Consider the following 21,853-nt stretch of genomic DNA (forward strand, 5'->3'; position numbering starts at 1 on the left):
CCGGGCGCTTCGCTCAGCTGTGGGCGAAGATGTCGGTCTCGTCCCAGCCGAGCAGATCCAGCTTGGCGCGGGTCGGCAGGAAGGTGAAACAGGCTTCCGCATGGGCAAGCCGGCCGTCGCGCACGAGGCGGGCCATGAGCTTGTCGCGCAGGGCGTGCAGGTGCAGCACGTCCGAGGCCGCATATTCGAGCTGCGCCTGGGAAAGCGTTTCAGCCGCCCAGTCGGAGGACTGCTGCTGCTTGGAAATGTCGACCTCGAGTATTTCCTTGAGATTGTCCTTGAGACCGTGGCGGTCCGTATAGGTACGGGTCAGGCGCGAGGCGATCTTGGTGCAGAAGACCGAGGTGGTGGTGACGCCGAAGGTGTGGAACAGCACGGCGATATCGAAGCGGCCGTAGTGGAAGATCTTCTGGCGGGTCGGGTCTTCCAGCATGGCGACGAGGTTCGGCGCCTGCTTCTGGCCGGCGGCGATGCGGATGACATCCGCCGTGCCGTCGCCCGGCGAAAGCTGCACCACGCAAAGGCGGTCACGCCGCGGGATGAGGCCAAGCGTCTCGGTGTCGATGGCGATGGCGCCGGTATAGCGGGCAGCGTCGACTGCCGAAATGTCGCCTTCGTGATACCGGATTGTACTTGCCATGAAAAACCCCATCTAAGCTGTCTGAACGTCCGCAGGCCTATAGCGCATGTTGCCTGCCTGCGGTACCTCATTTGAGAATGCGGAAGGCCGGCCTTGCCGGAAATGATGATGATAGCACGAACCTCGCTTGCCGTTTTGGCTGTCCTGATGTCGGTGTCCGGCGGTCAGGCGCAGGCCTTCAAGGATCTTCCCGGCGTCGTGCCCTCCGATGCCACCGAGGAGTACAGCGACAAGAATCCGGTGGTTTGCGAGCTGAAGGTGGAGGTTCCGCCAAGCTCCAGCAACTCGCGCTGGATGCCGCGCAACGTCTATGTCTGCGAGCAGAACGGCGTGACGTTCAGCGGTACGCGCACGCCGCTTTCCCGCGAGCGCTCGCTGCGTGGCATGAACTGGTAATCGGCAGGGGTTGCCGCCGGCGGCGTCCGTGCTACCACTTGGTCGAAGCCGACCAGGAGGAGCCATGACCGACGAAACCCTGCCGCTGGTAATCAGCGCGCCCGAGCCGCGCACGCTCGACCTCATCTTTACCCCGGCCGCCGAGGCCGAGCTTCGCCGCACCTACCGCATCGTCGAGGCGGACCCGGAAAACATTGCCGGACTTGGCGATGGCGTGCTCTCGAAGGCGCGGTACATTCTCGGCCAGCCGCCGCTCTCGGCCGAGACGCTGGCGCGCATGCCAGGCCTGCGCTCCATCCTGAACGTCGAAAGCAACCTCCTCAACAACATGCCCTACGAGATCCTGTTCGAGCGCGGCATCCATGTCGTGACGACGGGGCAGGTGTTTGCCGAGCCGGTTGCCGAGCTTGGTCTTGCCATGGCGCTGAACCTTGCCCGTGGGATCATTGATGCGGACGTCGCCTTCCGCGAGGGCCGCGAGCTGTGGGGCGGGGAGGGCAACGGTTCGGCGCGCCTTCTTTCGGGCTCGCAGATCGGTATCGTCGGTTTCGGTGATCTCGGCCGGGCGCTGAACCGGGTTCTATCCGGCTTCCGCGCGAAGATCCGGGTCTTCGATCCCTGGTTGCCGCCTTCCATGCTGCGCGAGGCGGGTGTCGATCCGGCGTCGCTATCCGAGGTTCTGGCGCTGAGCGACTTCGTCTTCGTCGTCGCGGCGGTGACGAGCGAGAACAAGCAGTTCCTCGGTGCCGAGGCCTTCGCCTCCATGCGCAAGGGCGCGGCCTTCATCCTGCTCAGCCGGGCGGATGTCGTGGATTTCGATGCGTTGATGGCTGCCGTTCGGTCCGGCCATATCGTTGCGGCGAGCGATGTCTATCCGCAGGAGCCGCTGCCGCCGGACCATCCGGTGCGCAGCCTTCCCGGTTTCGTGCGTTCGGCGCATCGGGCCGGTGCGCTCGACAGCGCCTTCAAGAAGATGGGGGACATGGTGCTGGAGGACATGGCGCTGATGGATCGCGGCCTGCCGCCGATGCGCTGCAAGCGGGCGGAGCGCGAGACGGTCTCGCGCATGCGCTCGAAGCCGGTCAGTGTGAACTGAAAAAAGGCCGTGGCGGGAAGCCGCCACGGCCTTCGGTATTCGACAGTGCAATCAGGCGCGCTTGATGACCTTGATGAGCACGAGCAGGATCACCGCGCCGATCGTGGAATGAATGATGGCGGCGACAAGACCGCTGCCGAGGCTGATGCCGATTGCCGGGAAGAGATAACCGGCGATGAAGGCACCGACGATGCCGACCACGATATTGCCGACAAGCCCGAAACCGAAGCCCGAGACGATGAGGCCTGCGAGCCAGCCCGCAATGGCGCCGACGATGAGGAAAACCAGAACGCTTTCAATGCCCATATTGTGCTCCCTTTGACAGTATCATTCTGTCAGTGCTGAATCTGGCAGCCGTTTTGGGGAAAGCAAGGGCTCTTGGGGAAGATATCGCCGGGGGATCAGAAAACCCGGGCTTTGGCCGATGCACGCCCCGCTTGGATATCGAGAAGAAGATAAATCGCCATCAGCGTTGCGCAAGCAATCACCGCGGCGCCCAGTCCCAGAACAATCATTGCCTGTTCTCCCTGGCGTCATTGCCAGCCATGCGGGTACACTACCCAGGCGAGCTTGTCCGTGGCTTGCGCAACGTCGGATCGTGTTAATTTTAGCAAGGCCAGAAGCAAGGTAGGGATTATTAACCTTCAGGCAAGGAATTAACCATAAACATTGCTCTACGCGTCGGAATGGGAAATTCGCCGTTTCTCACCCAGGCATGATGCCGAACCGCCGTACCGGAACCGAGCCGGTATTCGAGTTTCACCGAATTTGATCATGGATCGACGGTTGGCATCCTCATGCGCTGGCTCCAAGGCGCACGCCGCCGCGTGAGCACGGCTTGGCCAGCCAACCTCTTCTCCATGAAAATTCAGCCGGTCGTCCATTTCGGGTAACCGGGCATCGTTGATTTGGGAGAAGACTGGTGCAGGAAATGCCGGCAGAACAGGCACGAACGGGACAGGCAAGCAGCCTGCGCGACCGTTTGCGTTTTGCCGGGATGGATAGCGCCGAGGGCGACGTTCTGCGCCGCCATCGCCAGACGCTCGAACGGCATGTCGAAACGGCGTTGCGTGACCTCTTCCAGCGTTTCCAGACCTTCCCTGCCGCCGCCCGCCACTTCCAGAGCGAGCGCCAGATCGACCGCCTGCACGACCTCCAGAGCTCACACTGGAGCGTACTCACCGATGCGCGCTTCGACGGGCTCTATGCCGAGCGGGTCAAGGTTCTTGCCGATACCGAAAGCCAGATGGGCCTGGACCCGCGCTGGCGCATCGCCGGTCACTCGGTCGTGCTCGAGACGGTCGTCACCGGTCTCATCGAGGAATATTGGCCGAAATCCATCCTCGGCGGGGGCAAGGCCCGCCGCAAGGAATTGACCGAGCTGGTCTCTGCCTTCCTGCGCACGGCGATGGTCGATGTGGAGATCGGCGTCTCCCTGCGCTTCAACGAATTGCGCCATTCCCACCAGCGGGCGCTCGGCGAACAGCGCCGCGAGGATCGCGCCGAACTCGACCGCGTTTTCGGCGAGACGATCCGCAGCCTGTCCGAACTCGATTTTTCCGCGCGCGTTTCCGGCGAGATACCGGAGGCCTGGCAGGAGCTTGCCGAGACGCTGAACGGCGCGCTCGATGAAATCCAGTCACGCCTCGTCTGCGCCGCCGATCGCGCCAGCGAAAGCGATCGCCTCGTCGATACGCTGGCGTCCGACGCCACGGCGCTCTCGGCCCGTTCATCGGAACAGTCGACCCATCTGATCGAGACGGCCAATGCGCTCGGCAGCATCGTCGAGCGCGTTCGCCAGACCCTCGGCGAAACGCGCAAGGCCCAGTCCGCCGCCGCATCCACCCAGCAGTCCGTCGCGCTCAGCGGCAACATTGTCGGCGAAGCGATGTCGGCGATGGCGGATATCGAGGCCTCGGCGGAAAAGATCGGCCAGATCATCGGCGTGATCGACGAGATCGCCTTCCAGACCAATCTTCTCGCGCTCAACGCGGGCATCGAGGCGGCCCGCGCCGGCGACAGCGGCCGCGGCTTCGCGGTCGTCGCGCAGGAAGTGCGCGCGCTCGCCCAGCGTTCGGCCGATGCCGCGCGCGAGATCAAGCAGCTCGTGACGGGCACCAAGGCGCAGGTCGACGCCGGCGTCGAGCACGTTCACCGCACCCAGGATGCCATCGGCAATATCGTGCGCCAGGTCGAGGACATCAACGGTGCCATCACCGGCATCGTGCGCGAAAGCGCCGTCGATGCCGAAGGGCTGGACGGGGTCTCGGCCGATATCGGCCGGGCCGGCCGTGCGCTCGGGGCGGACGCCGCGGATGCGGAGCGTCTCGGCGGGGCAGGCGGCGACCTCCACGCCGTCATTCTCGAACTCGGTCGTACGATCCGCGAATTCCATGTTTCGTCGCAGCGCGACCTCCGCCGCCCGGCACGCCCCGCGCAGGCAGAGGCGCGCGCGACGGAACGCAGCGAAACACCGTCTTCTCCCCTGGAATACCTCTCGGCACGCGCCGTTGGCTTTGGTGGCTGAGATGGACAACAGACGGCCGAGACACTGGTTTTCGACGGCACGCAGCCGGCTTTCCGATGAGAGCCAGCCGCCCGTCGCTTCGGGCAATGCAATGTTGGTTTTGCAAAGACGCAGACAAGGAACACGCTAATGGCGAGCAAGAAAGCCGCTCAGAAAAGTCTAAGCCTTGCCCCCGTCCTCGATCTCAACGAGGCGACGGCGCTGCATGCGCAGTTGATGGCTCTCAAGGGCAATCCGCTCGTCATCGATGCTTCGGCGGTCGAACGGGTCGGCGCGCTCTGCGCCCAGGTCCTCATGGCCGGCGCCAAGAGCTGGGAAGAGGACAAGCAGCCTTTCACCTTCGGTAAGATGTCGGATTCCTTCATGAAGACGATGCAGCTTATCGGCGTGAACATCGATCACTTGCTGGCACAGGAGGCTAGGCAATGAAGAAAAAAGTACTGACCGTGGATGATTCACGGACGATCCGGAACATGCTTCTGGTCACCCTCAACAATGCAGGTTTCGAGACCATCCAGGCCGAAGACGGCATCGAGGGCCTGGAAGTCCTGGAGAACGCGAACCCGGATGTCATCGTCACCGACATCAACATGCCCCGTCTTGACGGCTTCGGCTTCATCGAGGGCGTTCGCCGCAACGAAAAGTACCGTGCCATTCCGATCCTCGTCCTGACCACCGAAAGCGACGCGGAGAAGAAGAACCGCGCCCGCCAGGCCGGTGCAACGGGCTGGATCGTCAAGCCTTTCGATCCGACCAAGCTGATCGACGCAATCGAGCGCGTAACCGCCTAAATCGAGGATTTTCCGCGATGGATATGAACGAAATCAAAGAGATCTTCTTCCAGGAGTGCGAGGAGCAACTCGCGGAGCTGGAATCCGGTCTCTTGAAGTTGAATGACGGGGATCGCGACCCGGAGACGGTCAACGCCGTCTTCCGTGCCGTGCATTCGATCAAGGGCGGTGCCGGCGCATTCGGCCTCGATGACCTCGTCTCCTTCGCCCATGTGTTCGAGACGACACTGGATTGCGTTCGATCCAACAAGCTGGAACCCACGCAGGACGTCCTGAAGGTCATGTTGAAATCCGCCGACGTGCTGGCGGACCTGACCAATGCAGCGCGCGACGGCGGAAGCGTCGACGAGGCGCGCAGCCGCGCCCTGATCCGCGAGCTGGACGCGCTGGCCAATGGCGAGGCGCCGGCCGCCGCCGAAGCCCCCGCGCCGAAAGCCGCAGCCGCAGTCGCTGCCCCGGCGGTCAATGAAGATGGCTTTCAGCCAATCCCGTTCTCCTTCGGCGATTTCGACGAAGAGCCGGCAGCCCACTACGTTCCGACCTGCCAGGTTCTCTTCAAGCCGAAGAAGGATCTCTATGCCAAGGGCAACGAAGCGGTCCTGCTGCTGCGCGATCTCTCGCGCCTTGGCGAAATGAGCGTCCATTGCGACATGGACAGCCTGCCGCCGCTCGACAAGATGAGCCCGGAGGAAGCCTATTTCTCCTGGAAGATCTCGGTGACGACCGAAAAGGGCGAGGATGGCGTTCGCAGCGTCTTCGAATTCGCCGAATGGGACTGTGATCTCGACATCCATACGATCGAGGAGGAGGTCGCCGTCGAGGCGCCGCAGGGCGAAGAGCCGCCGATGCAGCCTGTGCCGTTCGATCTGTCGATGCTCGACGACAGCGGCACTGTCGACGGTGAAGAGGCCGCTATCGAAAGCGACGCCGCCGCCGCCCTTGCTGCCGCCGAAACCGCAAGCAAGGTCTCCCAGGTCGCAAGCCGCGCCGCGGAGAATGCCAAGGCTGCCGCGGCAAGCGCCGCACAGGCCAGCCAGGCCGCCAGCGCCGGCCAGACCATCCGCGTCGATCTCGACCGCGTCGACCGCCTGATCAACCTTGTCGGCGAGCTTGTCATCAACCAGGCAATGCTCTCGCAGAGCGTCGTCGAAAACGACAGCAACGGCACGTCCTCGATCAATATGGGCCTCGAAGAGTTGCAGCAGCTCACCCGCGAGATCCAGGATTCGGTGATGGCGATCCGCGCACAGCCGGTAAAGCCGGTCTTCCAGCGCATGGCGCGTACCGTTCGTGAAATCGCCGATATTACCGGCAAGTCGGTTCGCCTCATCACGGAAGGCGAGAATACCGAAGTCGACAAGACGGTCATCGACAAGCTCGCCGAGCCGCTGACGCACATGATCCGCAACGCCGTCGACCACGGCCTCGAAATGCCGGAAAAGCGCGAAGCGCTCGGCAAGAACCCGGAAGGCACCGTTCGCCTGACCGCAAAACACCGTTCGGGCCGCATCGTCATCGAGCTTGCCGACGATGGCGCGGGCATCAACCGGGAGAGGGTGCGCCAGAAGGCCATCGACAACGACCTGATTGCGGCCGATGCAAACCTGTCGGACGAGGAAATCGACAACCTGATCTTCCATGCCGGTTTTTCCACCGCCGACAAGGTTTCGGACCTTTCCGGCCGCGGTGTCGGCATGGATGTGGTCAAGCGCTCGATCCAGGCGCTCGGCGGCCGCATCTCGATCTCCTCCAAGCCGGGCCAGGGCTCCGTCTTCACAATGAGCCTGCCGCTGACGCTGGCCGTCCTCGACGGCATGGTGGTCACGGTCGCCGGCCAGACGCTCGTCGTGCCGCTCACCGCCATCGTCGAGACGCTCCAGCCGGAAGCCGCCGCGATCCATTCCTTCGGCGCCTCGCAGCGGCTGATCTCGATCCGCAATTCCTTCTGCCCGCTGGTGGATGTCGGCCGGATTCTCAATTTCCGCGCCACGCAGGCAAACCCGATCGATGGTGTTGCGCTTCTGGTGGAATCGGAAGGTGGCGGCCAGCGTGCCCTCATGGTCGATGCGATCCAGGGCCAGCGCCAGGTCGTCATCAAGAGCCTGGAGGCGAACTATACCCACGTGCCGGGCATCGCCGCCGCGACCATTCTCGGCGACGGCCGCGTGGCCCTCATCCTGGACGTCGATGCGGTGGTTTCCGCATCGCGTGGCCAGTCCATGAAACAAGACATTTCGCTCGCTGCCACCGGTTAAGGATCCATGACGTACGCGGTCAAAAATCTCACCCAAGGACGTGAACTGATTGCCTTCCGGATTGGCGATCAGGAGTTCTGCGTGAACATCATGTCGGTTCGGGAAATCCGTGGATGGACCCCGGCGACCGCGATGCCGCACGCGCCTGACTACGTTCTGGGTCTGATAAACCTGCGCGGCGCGGTGCTGCCGATCGTCGATATGTCGCTTCGGCTCGGCATGAAGCCCGCCGAGCCGACCGCGCGTCACGTCATCATCGTCGCCCAGGTCGGGCACAAGGTGGTGGGACTGCTCGTCGATGCCGTCTCCGACATCCTGACGATGACCGACGAGAACGTGCAGGCGACGCCGGACATCGCCAATGATGCGGAAAAATCCTATGCCCGCGGCATCCTCGCCATCGAGGGCCGCATGATCTGCCTCATCGAACTCGATGCCCTGTTCCCGTATTCGGAAAGCGAAGCAGCATGACCTATTCCTCGGCCATCGATGTGAGGCAATCTCCGGACGAGTGCCTGGCGAGCGGCGAGTATCCGCTGACGCGCAAGGATCTCTCCGAAATTGCAGCAATGATCTATGCGGATGCGGGCATCTACCTCAACGAGACCAAGGCCTCGCTCGTCTATTCACGTCTGTCGAAGCATATTCGCGCGCTCGGTCTCAAGGGGTTCCGGGAGTATTGCGCCCTGGTCTCCTCGCCCGCCGGTGCGGTGCCGCGCAAGGAAATGCTGTCGCACCTGACGACGAATTTCACGCGTTTCTTCCGTGAGAACCACCATTTCGACCATCTGAAGAGCGACGTTCTGCCGGACCTGCTCGCGCGGGCCCGCAATGGCGGGCGCGTTCGCATCTGGTCCGCTGCCTGTTCCGACGGGCAGGAGCCCTATTCGATCGCGCTTACGGTCCAGTCGATGATGCCGAATGTCGGCGACTACGACTTCCGTATTCTTGCGACGGATATCGACCCGAAGATCCTCGCCGTCGCCCGTGCCGGCGCCTATGACGCGACGGCGCTGGAAACCGTCGAGCCGGCCATGCGCAAGCAGTTCTTCCGTGAGGCCGATGCCGGCGGCCGGCAGAAGTGGCAGATCGACGACCGGGTGAAGCGGCTCATCACCTTCAACGAGCTGAACCTGATGGCGCAATGGCCGTTCAAGGGCCCGTTCGACGTCATCTTCTGCCGCAACGTCGTCATCTATTTCGACGAGCCGACGCAGATGAAGATCTGGTCGCGCTTTGGCGGGATGCTCGCCGACAACGGCCACCTCTATATCGGCCATTCCGAGCGCGTCTCCGGCGATGCGAAGAACCAGTTCGACAATATCGGCATCACAACCTACCGCTACATCGGCAAGAACAGGGGGAAGGGCGCATGATGGCACCCGCACGCGTACTTGTCGTCGACGATTCACCGACCATGCGCGGCCTGATCACGGCCGTTCTCAATTCCGATCCGGATGTGAACGTCATCGGACAGGCCGGTGACGCGATGGAAGCCCGCAACGCGATCAAGCAGCTCAATCCGGACGTCGTGACGCTGGATATCGAGATGCCGAACATGAACGGGCTCGAATTCCTCGACAAGATCATGAAGCTCCGGCCGATGCCGGTCATCATGGTCTCGACGCTGACCCATCGCGGGGCGGAAGCCTCGCTGATGGCGCTGGAAATCGGCGCCTTCGATTGCGTCGGCAAACCACAGCCGGGCGATGCCCGTCCCTTTGGCGACCTTGCCGAGAAGGTGAAGGCCGCGGCCCGTTCGCAGCACCGGTATATCCGCACGGACGCGCCGGCGCTTGCGCCGAGCGCCGCCAATGTCCATCCGGTCGCCAGCTACAAGGTCGGCCGCAAGGTCGTCGCCATCGGGGCCTCGACGGGGGGCGTCGAAGCGCTCATCGCCGTCCTGCAGAAATTTCCGGTGAACTGCCCGCCGACCGTCATTACCCAGCATATGCCGCCGACCTTCACCAGAAGCTTTGCCGAGCGGCTCAACCGCATCTGCGCGCCCGTCGTGCAGGAAGCGACGGATGGCGCGCGCTTGGAGATCGGCAAGATCTATCTGGCGCCCGGCGGTGAACGTCATCTCCAGGTCTCCAACCCGCATGCGCCTTGCTGCCGGCTGGTGGATCGGGACCCGGTCAACGGCCATCGTCCTTCGGTGGATGTGCTGTTCGATTCGGTTGCAGAACTTGCCGGCCGCAATGCCGTCGGCGCCATCCTGACCGGCATGGGCCGGGACGGGGCGGCGGGCCTTTTGAAAATGCGCCATGCAGGCGCACGGACCATCGGCCAGAACGAAAAAACCTGCGTCGTGTATGGAATGCCAAGAGTGGCTTTCGAACTCGGCGCGGTCGAACACCAGTTTCCGCTCTCCTCCATTGGGGAGGAAATCCTGAAGATCACTGCGGCCCGTAGAGAAGGGAGCGAATAATGTCTATCGCCGAAAAAATCAAAGTTCTTATCGTTGACGACCAGGTGACGAGCCGTCTGCTGCTGGGCGATGCCCTGCAACAGCTCGGCTTCAAGCAGATCACCGCTGCCGGCGACGGCGCGCAGGGCATGGCCATCATGACCCAGCAGCCGCACCACCTCGTCATCTCCGACTTCAACATGCCGAAGATGGACGGAATCGAATTCCTCCAGGCGGTGCGGTCGAACCCGACCACCAAGAAGGCGGCCTTCATCATCCTGACCGCCCAGGGCGACCGGGCTTTGGTGCAGAAGGCGGCCGCGCTCGGCGCGAACAACGTTCTGGCCAAGCCGTTCACCATCGAAAAGATGAAGGCGGCGATTGAAGCCGTGTTCGGGGCATTGAAATGATATCAGAAGCCGGGGCGCGTCGCGTCCACGTCATCCAGGGCGAATACAAGGTCCTCAACGATCCGGATGTGGTGCTCACCACCATTCTCGGTTCGTGCGTGGCCGCCTGCATGCGCGACCCGGTCATTGGCGTTGGTGGCATGAATCATTTCCTGCTGCCGGGTTCTGCCGAGGCCATGGCCTCGGGAGGCGACGCCACGCGCTACGGCGTGCATCTGATGGAACTCCTGATCAACGGTCTTCTGAAGCAGGGTGCGCGTCGCGACCGGCTGGAGGCGAAGATATTCGGCGGGGCGAGGACGATCGCGCGTTTCTCCAATGTCGGCGAGCAGAACGCGCGCTTTGCCCGGCAGTTCCTGACGGACGAGGGGATCAAGGTCGTCAGCGAGAGCACGGGCGGCGAGCACGGGCGCAAGCTGGAATACTGGCCATCGAGCGGCCGGGCCCGGCAATACGCCCTGACCGGCGTCGAGACGCAGAAGACGGTGGCGCTGGAGCAAAGGCCCGCACGCGTCGTCACGCCTGTCGAAAGCTCTATCGAATTCTTCTGAGAGCGTCGCTCGAAGGAAGAGAAGTACGAATGTATTGCGTTGCCGGTCGTGACAGTCGATCCGCCGGCCCGTACTGAAGAGGGTAACCCATGCAAGCCGAGTATCTGACTGCAGCGACTGCCATGGAGGAAGCCCTTCCGGATGTCCTGATGCGAATCGTGTCCGAACTGCACGATGTCGCCTATCTCATCGAACGGATCGAGCCACAGCTCGCCGCCATCCATGCCGAGGCGGCGCCGGACCCTGCCGAGCGCATGATGGTGATGCAGGGCATCGACCTCGCCGTCCAGAAGACGCGCGGCCTTGCCGAATTCATCGATACGATCACGGCAAGCATTCCGGGCGATTGGGCCGTCGACGTCTCCACCGCCCTCAATCTGGTGAAGCTTGCCGACATGCAGAAGGCTCTGAGCAACGGCATGCGCCATGGCCATTCCCAGCCGCTTGGCAAGGCGGCCGGCGACTTCGAGGCCTTCTAGGCGGTTTCCAGCACGACTGATCTGTTCGGCGGCGCCTCCTGGGCGCCGTCTTTTGTTTGCCGGGCCTTCAAGCCGCGGCACGAAACGCTCGCGCAAGTTTCACGGTCTAGTTTCCGAGCCGGATCAGTTAGGTCCGCGTACTCCATGGGGCAGATCGGCGCGTGCGGAAATGTGTCGCTTCCGCCCCACGTGATTGAAAATGCGTCTGATAGCGTTGGCATGGCTGCCGGTGTCCAGGCGACTAGTCCGTGCGGGAACAGAATGAATCTGTTGGAACAGTTGACGAAAGTCTACAAGAACCTGGCGTCGCTGGGGCAGGCGAAACTTGCGATGCTGGCGGGAGCCGCCGTCGTTTCGATCGGCCTCGTGCTCGGCGCCGGGATATTGGTGAACAAGCCCGCCTACGAGACGCTTTATGTCGGTCTGGAAAAGACCGACGTAAACCAGATCAGCATGGCGCTCGCCGAAGCGAATATCGATTTCAACACCGGAACGGATGGCGCAAGCATCGACGTTCCTGTTGGCCAGACAGGCAAGGCGCGGCTCTATCTTGCCGAACGCGGCCTGCCGAGCAGCTCGAATTCCGGCTACGAACTCTTCGACAAGGTCGGCTCCCTCGGCCTCACCTCCTTCATGCAGGAGGTGACGCGCGTGAGGGCGCTCGAGGGCGAAATCGCCCGTACCATCCAGCAGATCAGCGGCATCGCCGCCGCCCGCGTCCACATCGTGATGCCGGAGCGCGGTAACTTCCGCAAGGCCGAGCAGGTGCCGACGGCCTCCGTCATGATCCGCGCAGGCGCGCAGGCCGGCCGCGAAGCGGCCGGCGCGATCCGCCATCTCGTCGCCGCCTCGGTGCCGGGCCTGGAAGTGGACGGCGTGACCATCCTCGATTCTGCCGGCCAGCTCCTGGCTTCCGGCGACGACCCGGCGAACGGCGCACTCAACCGCTCGCTGACGGCGGTCCAGACCGTCCAGAGCGAAATAGAGCGCAACATCGAAAAGGCGCTTGCCCCTTTCCTCGGCATGGACAATTTCCGCGCCAGCGTTACCGCGGCCCTCAACACCGATACGCAGCAGATCCAGGAGACGGTCTTCGATCCTGAATCGCGCGTGGAGCGGTCCGTCCGCGTGACGCGGGAAAGCCAGAAGTCCAGCCAGCACACCTTGAACAAGGCCGCGACTGTCGAGCAGAACATCCCGCAGGGTGGTCCTGAAGGCAATGGCGACGGCCCGCAATCGAGCGACGAGGCGGACAAGAAGGAAGAGCAGACCAACTACGAGATCAACAGCAAGACGGTGGCGACCGTGCGCAACGGCGTCGCTGTCGAAAAGCTGTCGGTCGCCGTCGTCGTCAACCGTGCGCGCATTGCAGCCATGGTCGGCGAGCCGGCAGACCAGGCGAAGATCGACGCCTATATTGCGGACATGCAGAAGATCGTCTCGTCCGCGGCCGGCCTCACGACGGATCGCGGCGACGTCGTCACGATCACGGCCATGGAATTCCTCGACCACCAGCTCCTTGACGAAGCGGTGGCAGGACCGGGCGTCACCGAAGTGCTGACGCGCAATCTCGGCGGCATCATCAACGCGCTTGCCTTCCTTGGCGTCGCCTTCGTGGTTGTCTGGTTCGGCCTTCGTCCTGCCGTGCGCTCGGTTACCGGCGGTGGTGCTTCGGCCGGCGCGCTTGAAAGCGATGCGGCTGGTCTCGAACTTCCAGACTTTTCGCCGGCCAGCGGCATCGACGGCCCCGGCGCCACGCTCATGGACGGCTTCGGCGCGGACTTCGGCTTCGACAGCACCGACGACCTGCTCAATGCAGGCGACGACGGCGACGGCTTCAACCGCCGTGTCAAGGAAGGCCCGGAACGCCGTCTCGGCCGCATGGTCGACATCAGCGAGGAGCGCGCTGCGAAGATCCTGCGCAAGTGGTCCTTGGAGAGTGAAGCCGCCTGACGGTTTCGGCGAAACGAAAAAGAGCAGGGCGCGGCCGGAAACGGTCGCGCCTTTTGCATTGCGATGAAATTGCGGCGGCCTGTTGTTTCAGCGCCTCCTGTCGCATTTTGGCAACGCCTGTTCCGCCTATTTGCGTCAATTCTCACGCAATCGGGGGTTCCCGCCCCGGCAGCGCGTTCACGCCCGCGTGATTGCTGAAAAAAATCACCGCCTTCCCGGTTGTGTGAGATCCCCCAACAGCGCAATCACGGCTCGAATTAGCATTACCTTCAGGAGGCGCTGAGACGCTACCACAGCCAAAAGCTGAATGGTTAACAGGCATTTAACCAAAAATCAGGGCTGAGGAGATCGCGCAGGGCGGATAGCAAATCACCTGTCGTCAAATCGATTCACAGGTGCCGCCGAAAGTAAATCCCGAGAAGATGGCGATGGTTTTTAGCCTTCGGAGATGTACACTTTAGTCACTGATTCGCTTGGTGATTCTTGCTGATGCGGCCTGACTGTAGGAGTTCGGACGGTACCGTTCGCTTGACAGGAAGGAAGCGGGAATCGCCGTTAGGAATCGGAACAGGGGGCTACTATGGAAACGATCCGGTCGGATGTCTCGGCCAGGGAATCCTATGGATTCTCTGTCGAGGCGGTTGAGCGTAAGAGTGCGCGTGAACTTCTGGTTCAACATCTCGGACGCTGTGCGGATCGCGCCGGCCTCTCTTCGGGTCTCAGGGTCCTGACGGATTACGTCAGTGCCTCTCACTATCTTCTCGTCCGTCATGACGTCTCGCCCGAGGCGGGCCTGGGCATCGTGGTGGCGTCCGACTGGCCCTTCGACATGGTTCGTGGCATGGCGGGCGCTATCGTTGCCAGCCAGTCCCGCATGAGCGAACTGGACAAGTGCTTCGGCCTGTTGAAGCCCTGCTTCAGCCATCTTGCCGATGATGTCACGGTGCCGGCAGGCATCAGCCGCGAATATTGCGTCATCGCCTTCCATGTCGGCCGGGCTCGCATGTCGCTTCTGCTGCTGTTCCCGGAACATTTCATCCTGTCGCAGAGCAAGCTACGCGATGTCGGTGTCATGACCGGCTATTTCGCCAGCGTCTGCTGCCAGGGAGCGATCCTCCGGCATGACCGCGAGATGGAACTGACCGAACGCGAGGTCGAATGCCTCTACTGGATCGCGGAAGGCAAGACGAGCGACGAGATCGCCGTCATCCTCGGCATCTCGCGCAACACGATCAACAACTACATCACCAGCGTGATGCGCAAGACCGCGACCAAGACGCGGTCCGAAGCGATCGCCTGGGCCGTCCGCAACAATCTGGTCTGAGGAGGACTGTCATGGATATCCAGCTTTCCACTCCCGCTGCCGTGGAGACGGAAATCCGGCTCGCGCGTTCGCCGAAGGTGGCGCGGGGATCCGATTTCACCACCCGTCTACAGGTGATGCAGGCGATTGTCGGCGCCGAGCATTTCGCGGTGCTTCGCGTCTCCGGCTATGGTCTGCCCTCCGCGCGCAAGCTGACGGTTTCCCTGCACAACTGGGCTCACGACGCCGACGGGAATGCCAGCGCGCTTCTCGACGCCTACGGGCCGGCGATGCTCGCTCATCTCGAAACGTCCATGCTGCCGATGATCTGGGAAGGACCGGGCGACAGCCAGTTCGTCGAATCGGCCGCCGGACCCTTCACCACGCGTCTTCCGGCGCGGCTGCTGCCCTGGTCGGGCATGGCCTTCCCGGTTCGCCTCGGAACGCATGGCAATGGCTACGTGCTGTTCATGGGCACCTTCACCGCGCCGTCCAGCGACCTCATCGTCGACATGCACATGAAGAGCTGCCAGATGTTCGTCGACATGCTGGCCGGCGAGGAAAAGAAGCTGACACCGGCCCGATCGCTCAGCGACCGGGAACTCGCCTGCCTCCAGATGGCCGGCGACGGCTGCATCTCGGAAGCGATCGCCGAGAAGATGGGCCTCTCCGTGCACACGGTGAACGCCTATCTCGGCACGGCGACCACGAAGCTCGATGCGGTCAACCGCATCCAGGCGATCGCGAAGGCCATCCGCCTCGGCTACATTACCTGACAGGATGGGGCCTTTTGGCGTCGATGGTCGGGACAGGCCCGACCATGACGGGAAGGGGAAACGCCTGGCTCGTCAGTGGGCGTGTTGTGCCGATGGCCCGCCGGACTTGACGTAGCGCGCTGCCTGCAGGCTCTTGCGCAGGAAGTCTGTGTTGTCGGCAGGATCGGCGGCCGGCTCGTTGAAGGCGACATGGGTGACCTCCACCCCGGCCTTGTCCTTCTGAAGCATGAGCCGGGCATAGATCGTCACGCCCTGCGGGCGCAGTTCCATGTCCAGCGTCACTTCCGGTTCCGTGTCCCAATCGAGACGATAGTCGCCGCCGGCGCCGAAATTGACGGTGCCGGGCAGGAAATAGAGTTCCGCCGCCGAGGAGACCAGGTCGGCCAGGTTGCCGTAGCACTCGAAACGCAACAACGAGACGAGATCGGCGGCATCGAGCAGTCTGAGCTCAGTGGCGACCGGGCAGATTGCTTCGGCAACAATCTTCTCGCGCTCTGCAGAAAAGGTGCATTTTCTCATCGGATCTAGTTTACCCGTCTGGTCTGGGGCGAGGCTGCATAAACCCGGTGAATCAGCTCCGCCACGGCTTTGTAGAACACCGGTGGAATGACACTATCTACCGAGACTTGCGCAAACATTGAGCGTGCGAGCGGCGGGTCTTCGAAAACGGGAATTCCGTTCTCTTCCGCAATCTCGCGAATTCTGAGCGCAATGAGGTCCTGGCCCTTGGCGACGATGACCGGCGCGTCGCCTTCCTCACGCACGTAACGGAGCGCGACGGCGAAGTGGGTCGGGTTGGCTATCACGAGGGTGGCGCGCGGTACGGCGGTCATCATGCGGCGGCGGTTGCGGTCGCGCTGGATCGAGCGCATGCGCGCCTTCATGATCGGATCGCCTTGCGCCTGCTTCATTTCATCCTTCACCTCCTGCTTCGTCATCATCAGTTCGGAGAACCAGTGATGGCGGGTCCAGGCGAAGTCGAGCCCTGCGATGAGGGCGGTGGCGAAGAGGACGATCAGCAGAACCTTGTTGATGTCCGCCATCATCATGTAGATCAGCGTGGCGGGCTCGGAGAACATGGTGTCGAGCGCGGCGAAGTAGTTGCCCTGCATGGCGAGCGCCACGACCAGGGATACGAGCAGGATCTTGATCAGCGATTTTCCGAATTCGACGAGGCCCTGCTTGCCGAACAGGCGCCCGAGGCCCTTGACCGGGCTGAGCCGGCTGATCTGCGGACGCACGCGCTCCATGACCGGGCTCGGCAGGTTCTGCAGGACCGAGGACGCAATGCCGAACGCCATCATCATGGCCAGGATCGGCAGGAGGAGCGTGGCGGCCTCCCAGCCGAGATGGCGGAATATTGCTATGACATCCGTTCCTGTCTTCAGGTTCCAGGCTTCGGGCTGCTCGAAGAAATCGCGCAGCGTCTCGTTCATGCGGCTGACGCCGTCCGGCAGGAAGAAGATGAGATAGACATAGATCGCGAGCGTCGAGGCGAAGATGGTGATTTCACGCGAGAAGGGGGTGTTGCCCTTCTCCATGGCTTCGCTCAGCTTCTTCTCGGTCGGGAGTTCTGTTTTACTGTCCTTGTCTTCGTCCGACACGTCGCGCTCCCAGAGCAATTCCAGCAAAAGTACGAAGCGGTCTCGCGATCAGGGAAAGCGGAAATGCTCCCGGCCATTGGCGATGGCCAAAACAAACGGCCCGAATCCCATTTGAGGAGATTCGGGCCGTCGATACGCTCCGCCTGCGGCGTTGCCGTGTCAAGCAGGATCAGGCTGCGCGGGCTTCCTGTTCCTTTTCCTTCAACTGGATTTGTCCGGCTGCGGACAGGCGAATGGCTTCCTGCGTGATCGAGCGGCGGGCAATCGCCACCTCGCGCGGGTTGACGCCCTGGTCGCCGGCGGCGAGATCGGATTCGATCATGCGGCGCTGGCGCGCGCCGATCGAGGAGAGGACCGATTCGCGCAGGTCCATCGGCGTGCCGCGCAGCGCGGCCGTGATGATGTCGCCGGAAACGTCGTTGAAGAGCGAGACCCGGCTTCTCTGCGGCATGTAGAGCACGTCTTCGAAGAGGAAGATCTTCGGGCGGACCTTTTTGACCGATTCGGTCGAAACCGATTCGAGCGAGGCGAGCATTTCGTCGACCTGCGACTTCTCGAGCTCGTTCATGAGGTCGGCGACCTTGTTCGAGCCGACCGAGTTGCGGTCCGCATCGAGTGCATGGATCATTTCGATGACGCGCGCCTCGACGATTGCGGTCGCCTTGGGGCTCGCATCCTTCAGGTTGACGGTGCGGTTGATGATGTCGGCGCGTTGATCGTCCGGAATCTCGAGCAGCACCTTGGCGCCGAAGGAGGACGGCATCATCGAAAGAATGTAGGCGATGGTCTGCGGATGTTCCTTGAGCAGGAAGGTCGCGACGAAAACCGGATCGGCGTCCTGCAGACGGTCCCAGATCGTCGTCTCGAAAGCCTGGAAGGCGGCGCGGCGGCCGAGCAGGCCATCCACCTCGTCCGGCGTCAGGCCTTCTTCCAGAATGCCTTCCATCATCTTGGCATTGTCCATCAGGCCCGCACCCTCGGTGAAGAGGTCTTCGAACTCGTTGACGAGGTCGATCAGTTCATGCGGCGGGATGGCGCGCAGGTTCTGCGCCGCGGCGATGATCGCCTGAAGCTCGCTTTGCGTAAAATACTTCAGCAGCTTGCCGGCGACACCCTTGCCCATGGCAAGGAGGACCGCCGCTGCTTTCTCGACTGCCGAAAGCGGTGTTCCAACCGCCGTGGATGTGCCGAAATTCTCGAAATCCATCATGGATTATCTCCCTGAGACCGCAACCGGGCCTCAGATTTTGCGTGTACTCTTCACTTCGATGAGCTTGACCCCGAAGCGGGTGTCGTCGTTTTCCAGAACCGTGATTTCGCCGCGACCGATCACCCGGCCGTTGACCATGACCTCGACCGGTTCGCCAATGCGGCGGTCGAGCGCGATGGTGGCGCCTTCACTGAGGTTCATAAGGCTGGAGACCTGCATTCTCGACGAGCCCAGAACGATCTGGAGATCGATCGGGATGTCCATGATGAGGTCCAGATTGGACTCCATGGCGCTGCCCGGGCGCGGGGCTTCACCGAGATCGGCGGAAAAATCACTGCCGGCGTCGAAATCGCTGCCGCCGAAATCCGACCCGCCGAAGCTGGTATCCGCACCGAAATCCGACATGGCCGCGCCACCGCCGAAATCCGAACTGCCGAAATCGCCGCCAAATGCGGCAAGCGGGTCGTCTGCCGGAAGGCCTTCTTCGGCCTCGCCCGACGCGTCCTTCTGAAGAACGCCGCGCAAGTCGTCGATCGCTTGCTCCAGCTCCTGGTCGCCCGCGTTGGTGGAGGACATGATGTCGTCAGCGATGGGTGTTTTCTTCGGTGCCATGAGACCACTATTCCATTTGAAACTTGCCTGAGGCGTTCCGCCCCGCAGGCTTCATGTGCAAAACTATCCGATGATGTGCTGGAGAAGGTCTTCCTCCGAGCCGTAGGTATCCTTGACGCGAACCGTGTAGCGGGCGCCCGAGCGGCCGAATTCGCACAGGTAGAGGTTGCGACCGTTCGCATTGACCTCGACGCGCACGTCGCCCGATTCGCTGAAGGGGATGATATCGCCGGCCTGGAGCCGGCTGATGGTGTCGAGCGTCTGCTGTTCGAGGCGGATGCGCGCCTCCAGCGTCACCTTGGAGCGGCGCACCTGCTCGCCGAGCTGCTCGCTCCACTCGTCGCGGCTCTTCGGCGCGTTCGCCGGCTTCGGCGTGGTGATGGTCGATTTCAGGAGCACGTCCTGCGGAATGACGACGTGGAAGGTTGCGAGCACCGGCCCGATGCCGACGGCCATGTTGACCATGGCGACGAAGGTCTCGTCGCTGGCGTCTTCCGTCGATCTGCGGGTCTCGGCGTTGTGCGCCTGGCCGAGGAGAGGGTCAGGGCCGTTCGCGCCGGTGACGGCCGTCTTCAGCACGCCGGAGATCCGGTCGAACATCATGGCCGCGAGGTCGAGTTCGATCTTGGAGAGCGTGCGGGCGGGCGGGGCTTCGATCGAATCGCCGGCGGCCCCGAGCATGTTCTCGACGAGCGTGATGATCAACGGGCTGTCGCAGATGAGCGTGAAACGCTCGCACCAGTCGCGCAGCGCTGCATCGCAGCAGGCCATCCCGCCGCCGAGTTCGGAAACAAGCGCGCCGTAGCGGCCGGTCTCGAAGCCGGCATAGGATACGGCGACCTCGAAGCCGAGTTCGCTTTCCAGCATGCCGGGCAGGAATTCGGAAAAGACCTCGCCGAGGCTGGCGCAAAGCCTGGAGACGGTAGCCTCGTCGCCGAGCTTGCCAGTGAGGCGCGCCAGGACGATCGGATCGATGGTGGGAACGGAGGTCAAGCTTGCTGCGCTCATGTGTCAGGCCGCCTTCGAATCGCTGCCGCCGCCCGGATTCATCATTTCCTGCTCCACCGCGTCGATCGAGGGACGCTCGTAGGAGGAGATGGTCTTACGGCCGTATTCCAGCGCGACCTGCGGAACCGAGCCGTTCATGTAGGCCAGCAGCGTCTGCTTGACGATGACGTAAAGGCGGTTCTGCTTTTCGCGCACCACCTTGATATTGGCGGTGATCGGGCTGGCGACCGAATAGGACAGGAAGACCCCGAGCATGGTGCCGACGAGGGCCGAGCCGATCAGGCCGCCGAGAACTTCCGGCGATTCGTTGATCTTGCTCATGGCCTTGATGACGCCGAGAACGGCGGCGACGATGCCGATGGCCGGGAAGGCGTCGCTCATGGTCGAGAGCGCATGGTAGGGCTTCATCTTGTCGCGCGTGATCGTCTGGATTTCCTCGTCCATCAGCGCCTCGATCTCGTGCGAGCGGGCATTGCCGATGATGATGAGGCGGACGTAGTCGCAGATGAAGGCGGTCAGCTCCTTGTTGGCCAGCACGGTCGGCGCGGACTGGAAGATCGTGGATTCTTCCGGATTGTCGATGTGCGCTTCGATCTCGTTGCGCGATTTCGTGCGCAGGTCCCGCATCAGGCTGTAGAGAACGCCGAGCGTATCGAGATATTCGCGCTCCTTCGGCACCTTGTGCCGGAACGCCTCGCCGAGCGCCTTTCCAGTTTCCTTGATCACCTTCATCGTGTTCGCCACGATGAAGCCGCCGACGCCGGCGCCGCCGATGATCAGCAGTTCGAATGGCTGGTTGAGCACTTCGATGTGCCCGCCCATGGCCATGAAGCCGCCCAAGACGGAGCCGACGGTAACGATGAGACCGATAATGATGTTCATGAGCGCAGGTGTCCCGACACAATTCTGACCGTTCCGGAAATACGGTTCCAGCCTTGCGTGAGGCTGTACCTGGTGGCGGGTTTGCGGATCAGGTTCGCGCAAGCAAAATCCCGCAGGATCAAGTTTCAAAACGGGCAACCCTGTCTTCTTGAACCTGATCGGCGACCATCGTGACCACCACCCATACGAGCTACAAGCTGATTTCCTCCGACCTCCAGACGTCGCTGAAGCGCGTTTCGGAGCAGCCGGACGTCAAGCGCGAGACGGAATATTATCTCGCCACGATCGGCAGCATAAAATCGGTCGACGAGTTCTTCGCTGACAGCCGGCTCTACAACTATGCGATGAAGGCGCACGGGCTGGAGGACATGGCCTATGCCAAAGCCTTCATGCGCAAGGTGCTGACGGAAGGCATCGACGACAAGGATGCTTTTGCCAACCAGCTCAGCGACACGCGCTACAAGGAACTGGCGGAAGCGCTGAATTTCGCCCGCCACGGGGAGCTTGCCACCACCTTCGAGCGCGCCCAGAAGGGCGTCGTCGACAAGTATACCCGCCAGACGCTGGAAGTCAGCGTCGGCGAGGACAATACGGGCGTGCGCCTGGCGCTCTATTTCGAGCGCATGGCCTCCACCGTGACCTCCGGCTATTCCATCATCGCCGATGATGCGCTGGCGCAGGTCGTGCGCACGGCGCTCCAGCTTCCAGCGGAATTCGCCTCCACCGATATCGACCGGCAGGCGGCCTACTACGAAGAGATGCTGAATCTCGAGGATTTCAAGGACCCCTTGAAGGTCGGCACGTTCCTCGAGCGCTTCACCGCGATGTGGGAGCTCGAAAATCCTTCCGGGAGCTACGATCCGCTGGCCGCCTTCCAGCCGTCAAGCCTCACCGGCATTTCGACGGACCTGCTCATTTCCATCAATAACCTGAAACTTGGAGGTCGCTGA

Annotated in this window: 24 protein-coding genes; 16 read left to right on the forward strand and 8 right to left on the reverse strand. The window is 62.5% G+C overall.

Features of this window, described 5'->3' with window-relative positions; all coding sequences use genetic code 11:
- Positions 1–13: 13 nt before the first annotated feature.
- Entirely contained in the window at positions 14–640 is a 627-nt protein-coding gene (locus WA950_RS03000) for a ribonuclease D (protein ID WP_424550192.1), read from the reverse strand.
- Positions 641–748: 108 nt separating this feature from the next.
- On the opposite strand from WA950_RS03000, the gene WA950_RS03005 reads away from it, so the two are divergent.
- Both WA950_RS03005 and WA950_RS03010 read left to right on the forward strand, forming a co-directional pair.
- Positions 749–1,036: a hypothetical protein gene (locus tag WA950_RS03005; protein WP_424550193.1), complete on the forward strand. Its 288-nt coding sequence runs from the start codon at positions 749–751 to the stop codon at positions 1,034–1,036.
- Positions 1,037–1,100: 64 nt separating this feature from the next.
- Positions 1,101–2,132, forward strand: a complete 1,032-nt coding sequence (locus tag WA950_RS03010; RefSeq protein WP_424550194.1) for a hydroxyacid dehydrogenase — start codon at positions 1,101–1,103, stop codon at positions 2,130–2,132.
- Between the two features lie 51 nt (positions 2,133–2,183).
- On the opposite strand, the gene WA950_RS03015 is transcribed toward WA950_RS03010, so the two are convergent.
- On the reverse strand, positions 2,184–2,438 hold the full coding sequence (locus tag WA950_RS03015; protein WP_424550195.1) for a GlsB/YeaQ/YmgE family stress response membrane protein: 255 nt from the start codon (positions 2,436–2,438) through the stop codon (positions 2,184–2,186).
- Between the two features lie 625 nt (positions 2,439–3,063).
- Here WA950_RS03015 and WA950_RS03020 point away from each other — a divergent pair.
- The 13 genes from WA950_RS03020 (at position 3,064) to visR (ending at position 15,587) form a co-directional block, all read left to right on the forward strand.
- Positions 3,064–4,659, forward strand: a complete 1,596-nt coding sequence (locus WA950_RS03020; RefSeq protein ID WP_424550234.1) for a globin-coupled sensor protein — start codon at positions 3,064–3,066, stop codon at positions 4,657–4,659.
- Positions 4,660–4,788: 129 nt separating this feature from the next.
- Entirely contained in the window at positions 4,789–5,088 is a 300-nt protein-coding gene (locus WA950_RS03025; RefSeq protein WP_424550196.1) for an STAS domain-containing protein, read from the forward strand.
- On the forward strand, positions 5,085–5,450 hold the full coding sequence (gene cheY1 / locus WA950_RS03030; protein WP_069059983.1) for a chemotaxis response regulator CheY1: 366 nt from the start codon (positions 5,085–5,087) through the stop codon (positions 5,448–5,450). The genes WA950_RS03025 and cheY1 overlap by 4 nt, the downstream gene beginning before the upstream one ends.
- Positions 5,451–5,467: 17 nt before the next feature.
- Positions 5,468–7,705 (forward strand): chemotaxis protein CheA, encoded by a 2,238-nt coding sequence (locus tag WA950_RS03035; protein WP_424550197.1) that lies wholly within the window; start codon positions 5,468–5,470, stop codon positions 7,703–7,705.
- Positions 7,706–7,711: 6 nt separating this feature from the next.
- Entirely contained in the window at positions 7,712–8,176 is a 465-nt protein-coding gene (locus tag WA950_RS03040) for a chemotaxis protein CheW (RefSeq protein ID WP_424550198.1), read from the forward strand.
- The gene (gene cheR / locus WA950_RS03045; RefSeq protein ID WP_424550199.1) at positions 8,173–9,081 is read left to right on the forward strand and encodes a protein-glutamate O-methyltransferase CheR; all 909 of its coding nucleotides are present in this window, start codon (positions 8,173–8,175) and stop codon (positions 9,079–9,081) included. Before WA950_RS03040 ends, cheR begins: the two co-directional genes overlap by 4 nt.
- Complete coding sequence (gene cheB / locus WA950_RS03050; RefSeq protein WP_424550200.1) at positions 9,078–10,136, forward strand: protein-glutamate O-methylesterase CheB; 1,059 nt, start codon at positions 9,078–9,080, stop codon at positions 10,134–10,136. Before cheR ends, cheB begins: the two co-directional genes overlap by 4 nt.
- Complete coding sequence (locus WA950_RS03055) at positions 10,136–10,525, forward strand: response regulator (RefSeq protein WP_424550201.1); 390 nt, start codon at positions 10,136–10,138, stop codon at positions 10,523–10,525. The genes cheB and WA950_RS03055 overlap by 1 nt, the downstream gene beginning before the upstream one ends.
- On the forward strand, positions 10,522–11,076 hold the full coding sequence (gene cheD, locus WA950_RS03060) for a chemoreceptor glutamine deamidase CheD (protein ID WP_424550202.1): 555 nt from the start codon (positions 10,522–10,524) through the stop codon (positions 11,074–11,076). Before WA950_RS03055 ends, cheD begins: the two co-directional genes overlap by 4 nt.
- Positions 11,077–11,165: 89 nt before the next feature.
- Positions 11,166–11,555: a chemotaxis protein CheT gene (gene cheT / locus WA950_RS03065; RefSeq protein WP_424550203.1), complete on the forward strand. Its 390-nt coding sequence runs from the start codon at positions 11,166–11,168 to the stop codon at positions 11,553–11,555.
- 261 nt (positions 11,556–11,816) lie between these two features.
- Positions 11,817–13,508 carry a flagellar basal-body MS-ring/collar protein FliF gene (gene fliF / locus WA950_RS03070; protein WP_424550204.1) on the forward strand — a complete coding sequence of 564 codons (1,692 nt, stop codon included), beginning with the start codon at positions 11,817–11,819 and terminating at the stop codon, positions 13,506–13,508.
- 580 nt (positions 13,509–14,088) lie between these two features.
- Positions 14,089–14,832, forward strand: a complete 744-nt coding sequence (gene visN / locus WA950_RS03075; RefSeq protein WP_424550205.1) for a transcriptional regulator VisN — start codon at positions 14,089–14,091, stop codon at positions 14,830–14,832.
- 11 nt (positions 14,833–14,843) lie between these two features.
- A complete protein-coding gene (visR, locus tag WA950_RS03080) occupies positions 14,844–15,587 on the forward strand; it encodes a transcriptional regulator VisR (RefSeq protein WP_424550206.1) in 744 nt (247 codons plus the stop codon).
- Between the two features lie 72 nt (positions 15,588–15,659).
- On the opposite strand, the gene WA950_RS03085 is transcribed toward visR, so the two are convergent.
- The 6 genes from WA950_RS03085 to motA all read right to left on the reverse strand — a co-directional run bounded on the left by WA950_RS03085 (position 15,660) and on the right by motA (position 20,903).
- Complete coding sequence (locus tag WA950_RS03085; protein ID WP_424550207.1) at positions 15,660–16,106, reverse strand: hypothetical protein; 447 nt, start codon at positions 16,104–16,106, stop codon at positions 15,660–15,662.
- Between the two features lie 5 nt (positions 16,107–16,111).
- Positions 16,112–17,191, reverse strand: a complete 1,080-nt coding sequence (flhB, locus tag WA950_RS03090; protein WP_424550208.1) for a flagellar biosynthesis protein FlhB — start codon at positions 17,189–17,191, stop codon at positions 16,112–16,114.
- Positions 17,192–17,360: 169 nt separating this feature from the next.
- Positions 17,361–18,401, reverse strand: a complete 1,041-nt coding sequence (fliG, locus tag WA950_RS03095) for a flagellar motor switch protein FliG (protein ID WP_424550209.1) — start codon at positions 18,399–18,401, stop codon at positions 17,361–17,363.
- A gap of 30 nt (positions 18,402–18,431) precedes the next feature.
- Positions 18,432–19,013: a flagellar motor switch protein FliN gene (gene fliN, locus WA950_RS03100; protein ID WP_424550210.1), complete on the reverse strand. Its 582-nt coding sequence runs from the start codon at positions 19,011–19,013 to the stop codon at positions 18,432–18,434.
- A gap of 63 nt (positions 19,014–19,076) precedes the next feature.
- Positions 19,077–20,021, reverse strand: a complete 945-nt coding sequence (locus WA950_RS03105; protein WP_424550211.1) for a FliM/FliN family flagellar motor switch protein — start codon at positions 20,019–20,021, stop codon at positions 19,077–19,079.
- 3 nt (positions 20,022–20,024) lie between these two features.
- Positions 20,025–20,903 (reverse strand): flagellar motor stator protein MotA, encoded by an 879-nt coding sequence (motA, locus tag WA950_RS03110; RefSeq protein ID WP_424550212.1) that lies wholly within the window; start codon positions 20,901–20,903, stop codon positions 20,025–20,027.
- 170 nt (positions 20,904–21,073) lie between these two features.
- Between motA and WA950_RS03115 the strand changes: the two genes are divergently transcribed.
- On the forward strand, positions 21,074–21,853 hold the full coding sequence (locus WA950_RS03115; RefSeq protein WP_424550213.1) for a DUF1217 domain-containing protein: 780 nt from the start codon (positions 21,074–21,076) through the stop codon (positions 21,851–21,853).

The organism is Shinella sp. (assembly GCF_049651085.1).
GTDB lineage: Bacteria > Pseudomonadota > Alphaproteobacteria > Rhizobiales > Rhizobiaceae > Shinella.

Excerpts from the sequence above, each read along its gene's own strand:
- visN (WP_424550205.1), top strand. The coding sequence starts at position 14,089 with ATGGAAACGATCCGGTCGGATGTCTCGGCCAGGGAATCCTATGGATTC.
- WA950_RS03015 (WP_424550195.1), bottom strand. The coding sequence starts at position 2,438 with ATGGGCATTGAAAGCGTTCTGGTTTTCCTCATCGTCGGCGCCATTGCG.
- cheY1 (WP_069059983.1), top strand. The coding sequence starts at position 5,085 with ATGAAGAAAAAAGTACTGACCGTGGATGATTCACGGACGATCCGGAAC.
- visR (WP_424550206.1), top strand. The coding sequence starts at position 14,844 with ATGGATATCCAGCTTTCCACTCCCGCTGCCGTGGAGACGGAAATCCGG.
- WA950_RS03005 (WP_424550193.1), top strand. The coding sequence starts at position 749 with ATGATAGCACGAACCTCGCTTGCCGTTTTGGCTGTCCTGATGTCGGTG.
- WA950_RS03085 (WP_424550207.1), bottom strand. The coding sequence starts at position 16,106 with ATGAGAAAATGCACCTTTTCTGCAGAGCGCGAGAAGATTGTTGCCGAA.
- motA (WP_424550212.1), bottom strand. The coding sequence starts at position 20,903 with ATGAACATCATTATCGGTCTCATCGTTACCGTCGGCTCCGTCTTGGGC.
- WA950_RS03035 (WP_424550197.1), top strand. The coding sequence starts at position 5,468 with ATGGATATGAACGAAATCAAAGAGATCTTCTTCCAGGAGTGCGAGGAG.
- WA950_RS03105 (WP_424550211.1), bottom strand. The coding sequence starts at position 20,021 with ATGAGCGCAGCAAGCTTGACCTCCGTTCCCACCATCGATCCGATCGTC.
- WA950_RS03010 (WP_424550194.1), top strand. The coding sequence starts at position 1,101 with ATGACCGACGAAACCCTGCCGCTGGTAATCAGCGCGCCCGAGCCGCGC.
- cheR (WP_424550199.1), top strand. The coding sequence starts at position 8,173 with ATGACCTATTCCTCGGCCATCGATGTGAGGCAATCTCCGGACGAGTGC.
- WA950_RS03020 (WP_424550234.1), top strand. The coding sequence starts at position 3,064 with ATGCCGGCAGAACAGGCACGAACGGGACAGGCAAGCAGCCTGCGCGAC.
- fliF (WP_424550204.1), top strand. The coding sequence starts at position 11,817 with ATGAATCTGTTGGAACAGTTGACGAAAGTCTACAAGAACCTGGCGTCG.
- cheD (WP_424550202.1), top strand. The coding sequence starts at position 10,522 with ATGATATCAGAAGCCGGGGCGCGTCGCGTCCACGTCATCCAGGGCGAA.
- WA950_RS03000 (WP_424550192.1), bottom strand. The coding sequence starts at position 640 with ATGGCAAGTACAATCCGGTATCACGAAGGCGACATTTCGGCAGTCGAC.
- WA950_RS03055 (WP_424550201.1), top strand. The coding sequence starts at position 10,136 with ATGTCTATCGCCGAAAAAATCAAAGTTCTTATCGTTGACGACCAGGTG.
- fliG (WP_424550209.1), bottom strand. The coding sequence starts at position 18,401 with ATGATGGATTTCGAGAATTTCGGCACATCCACGGCGGTTGGAACACCG.
- fliN (WP_424550210.1), bottom strand. The coding sequence starts at position 19,013 with ATGGCACCGAAGAAAACACCCATCGCTGACGACATCATGTCCTCCACC.
- cheB (WP_424550200.1), top strand. The coding sequence starts at position 9,078 with ATGATGGCACCCGCACGCGTACTTGTCGTCGACGATTCACCGACCATG.
- WA950_RS03040 (WP_424550198.1), top strand. The coding sequence starts at position 7,712 with ATGACGTACGCGGTCAAAAATCTCACCCAAGGACGTGAACTGATTGCC.
- cheT (WP_424550203.1), top strand. The coding sequence starts at position 11,166 with ATGCAAGCCGAGTATCTGACTGCAGCGACTGCCATGGAGGAAGCCCTT.
- WA950_RS03025 (WP_424550196.1), top strand. The coding sequence starts at position 4,789 with ATGGCGAGCAAGAAAGCCGCTCAGAAAAGTCTAAGCCTTGCCCCCGTC.